We start from the raw sequence: 2,884 nt of genomic DNA, 5'->3' as shown, positions 1-2,884 counted from the left end.
TTGACCCGAGGATGGATACCGGTTCATCAAACGGGGCCTGCACGGACTCTGGATGTTTCCGTATGCGCTGGGGCTGCTGGATTATTTTACAAGCGTGCAAGTAAGCTGGGATTATCTGTGGGTATATCTCTTCATCGGTTATGCGATGGGATCGGTCGGTGTGGAATTGATCCCGACGCATGACGAGAACGGCCAGCCTCTGATCGAGATACTGCCGCCGGACTACCAGCCGCCCCGGCAGGACGTGCTGCTTGCTCCTGCACGGGAGTCCCGGCCAGCGCCGGAACCGGAGCCAGAGCCGTTCCGGTTTGCGAGCTGGGATGATGAGGAGCGACGCCGCGCAGGCGCGCATTGCCCGCGCGAGCGGAAGCGCAGGCCGAGGCCCGGCTTCGCGCCATGCTGGATGCAAACCCCAGCGGCCAGCTCGGCCATTCCAGGCTCAACGATGAAAGGGCGCTGCGCGAGGCCGGGCTGTTATGAACGCCCTTGCGCCGTCTTACGCCCATATCCGCCAGGGCATCGAACTCGGCTTCTTTCGCGGCAGGTGCGGCAGGCCCTTGATCTATGACGGCACTGAGCCTGTCGCCATCGACGCCCAGGCCGGTAAGGGCAAGCTGACAAGATTTCTCGGCGTCAATGTAGTGTCGCCGCGCACGGCGCATCTGACCAAGATCATAACCGATCCCAAGGACGCGGAGCTTGCCTGGGTGTCGTGGAAAACACTGGAGCGGCAAGGCTACCGTGTGCGTTTTATCAATGCGGGCAGGCTCTACGGCTACCCTTCCGAAAGCTATAATTTCAACACGCGGCTTCTGGAAATCGTATCGAAATTGACGCTGCGGCCCCTGGTGTGGGAAGCGGCCTACGATGCCGCCAGCTATCTCGTGCCGGTCGATCCGAATCCTCATCACAAATGGATCGGCCAGGGCGTGCGCACCGCCTTCGCGCTCTACAACAAGATCACGGCGCTTTACCCTTCCGAGCGCTTTCCCTGCACGGTCGGCGGGCTTTGGGATTTCTTCGGGCGCGCGCCGGATGAGATTGCGGACGATCTGCTGGTGTGGGCGTCGGATTCCCGCATGGAGGAAGACTGGGGCATGTGCCGCCTGGTCGCAGGCCTGACTGCTTCGACCGATCAATGGAACGCCTATTCCTCGACCGTGGTGGAACGGCTGCAAGGTTTCCAGCCAGGGTCAGCGGCGCGGGCCGTGACCGAACGCAACAGCTTCGATCCCGCCGATATGAAGCGGGAGAGAACCGCGCACTTTATTATCGGCTCGGCCCGCTCGGACACGAGCCGGAATTTCGTGGGCGCGATGGCGGCGGCTGTCATCGAGCGGTTTGCGGATGCGCATGGCCCATTGCGGGCGCTTGTCGTCGGCGAGGAATGGGGGCAACTCTATGTCAGCAATTTCCCTGAAATCCTGACCCTCTACCGCCAGGGCGGAATCAATTTCCTCGGCGTCTTCCAGAACGCCGCCGCGCAAATCGAAAACCGTTACGGGCGCGAACTGGCGCGCATCTGGCGCAAGGCGGTCGCGCATACCCTCTACCGGGGGCTGCCCGATACCGAAACGCTGAAAGAGATCGAGCGTCGCTCGGGCCGCACCTCCGTCATGGTGCGCGGGTTCAACGTCAACCAGAACCAGGTGAACGGTTCCGGCGACAATCTCTCCGAACAATCAAGACCGCTGCTCCAGGTGGAAGACATTCGCCTTGCGACCTGCGGTGAAAGCGCGCTGCTCGAATCTCGCGATCAGGGATATTTCACAGTCGAGATGCCGAACTTCTGGGAACGGCCTGAAATGAGCGGGATGCTGCGCGACGTACGCGAGAAGCCAGATAAATATGCGTGGCTTGAAACGATGCCGTTTGTTCAGTGCGCTTGCAAGGGTGCCCTCGAGGAGAGAGCGTGTTTTCCAACCTTGACCATGTAACGTCGGCTGGTCACACCGTGCTTCTTACACCCGTGTTGCTTCGCCCCCTTGGGCGATCGGGTCATTGAATGCCTTTGGGGTCGCCGGGATTTGAAAGTTCGGGAAAATCGAGGAATTTGATATCGCGCAAAGCAGCGCGGGCCGCGCCGTCAATAGTGCGCAGCATCCGCTCGACTTCGCCGCACTGATCTTTTTTCCGGATTTCGGGCGAATAGCCGTGCGTGAAAATCTCGTCGATCATGGTGCTGATCTGCTCGATGCTACGAGTTATATATTCCTCATTAACAACGTGTGGTTCTTCAGTAAACACGCGCGACGGATCGGCAGGATTCGAAGACTTGGGAATGTCCAGAAATTTGATGTCGCGCAAAGTGGTTTGGGCGTCGCCGATTATGTGATCCAAGCTGCGCTCAACGTGAGAGTAACGCCAATATCTGTTGCAGCGATCCTTTTCCCGGACTTCTCGCGACCAGCCACGTTTCTTGATATCCGCCAGTAGGCGTTCGATTTCCTCGATGCTGGAGGTTATAGTTTCCTCATGCGCGTCGGATGCTTCCATTTCCGTGCGGAAAGCGTCATCGCCGTCTTTTACGATTTTCATTGCTTCACCTCCGTTCTCATCTTGAATTTAGTGGCTTTGATTCGGAAAAATTACCTGTCCATGGGTGAATCTCCACGCGGGGGAAAGCGCGCTTGATGTCATGTGCCCATGAGGCGACCGCCCACGCATAAGGATGTTCGGGATCGATTCCGAAATCGATCTGCGCAATCTGTTCCGGCGTCATGTGCAGCACGTAAAACAGCATATGGAAATGCTCGGCCCACGCGTCGGCGTCTTTGTTTGTAAACAGGTCTTTCCGTAGAAAAAATTCGTCACTCATAATCGGTGCAGGTTGCAGCTCGGCTGCAACCCTGCCACGTGCCGAACGCGGGGGCAAAGTGTCAAA

Annotated in this window: 4 protein-coding genes; 2 read left to right on the top strand and 2 right to left on the bottom strand. The window is 58.4% G+C overall.

Annotation, left to right across the window (positions count from 1 at the left end; all coding sequences use genetic code 11):
- The first annotated feature begins 351 nt into the window (after positions 1–351).
- Positions 352–480, top strand: a complete 129-nt coding sequence (locus NWI01_RS20170) for a hypothetical protein (RefSeq protein ID WP_283809271.1) — start codon at positions 352–354, stop codon at positions 478–480.
- Positions 477–1,937, top strand: a complete 1,461-nt coding sequence (locus NWI01_RS18490) for a type IV secretory system conjugative DNA transfer family protein (protein ID WP_244613900.1) — start codon at positions 477–479, stop codon at positions 1,935–1,937. Before NWI01_RS20170 ends, NWI01_RS18490 begins: the two co-directional genes overlap by 4 nt.
- A 61-nt stretch (positions 1,938–1,998) precedes the next feature.
- On the opposite strand, the gene NWI01_RS18485 is transcribed toward NWI01_RS18490, so the two are convergent.
- Both NWI01_RS18485 and NWI01_RS18480 read right to left on the bottom strand, forming a co-directional pair.
- Positions 1,999–2,538, bottom strand: coding sequence for a hypothetical protein (locus NWI01_RS18485; RefSeq protein WP_141385402.1), 540 nt, complete (start codon positions 2,536–2,538; stop codon positions 1,999–2,001).
- Between the two features lie 16 nt (positions 2,539–2,554).
- A partial coding sequence (locus NWI01_RS18480; protein WP_210243017.1) for a hypothetical protein occupies positions 2,555–2,884 on the bottom strand: 330 nt, incomplete at its 5' end.

The sequence above is a fragment of the Nitrobacter winogradskyi genome (assembly GCF_006539545.1).
Taxonomy (GTDB): domain Bacteria; phylum Pseudomonadota; class Alphaproteobacteria; order Rhizobiales; family Xanthobacteraceae; genus Nitrobacter; species Nitrobacter winogradskyi_A.
The sequence above is the reverse complement of the archived record's forward strand: the minus strand, read 5'-3'. Positions and strand labels throughout refer to the sequence as shown.

What these genes read in the sequence shown, in the direction of transcription:
- NWI01_RS18490 (WP_244613900.1), top strand. Translation starts at nt 477, where the DNA reads ATGAACGCCCTTGCGCCGTCTTACGCCCATATCCGCCAGGGCATCGAA.
- NWI01_RS18485 (WP_141385402.1), bottom strand. Translation starts at nt 2,538, where the DNA reads ATGAAAATCGTAAAAGACGGCGATGACGCTTTCCGCACGGAAATGGAA.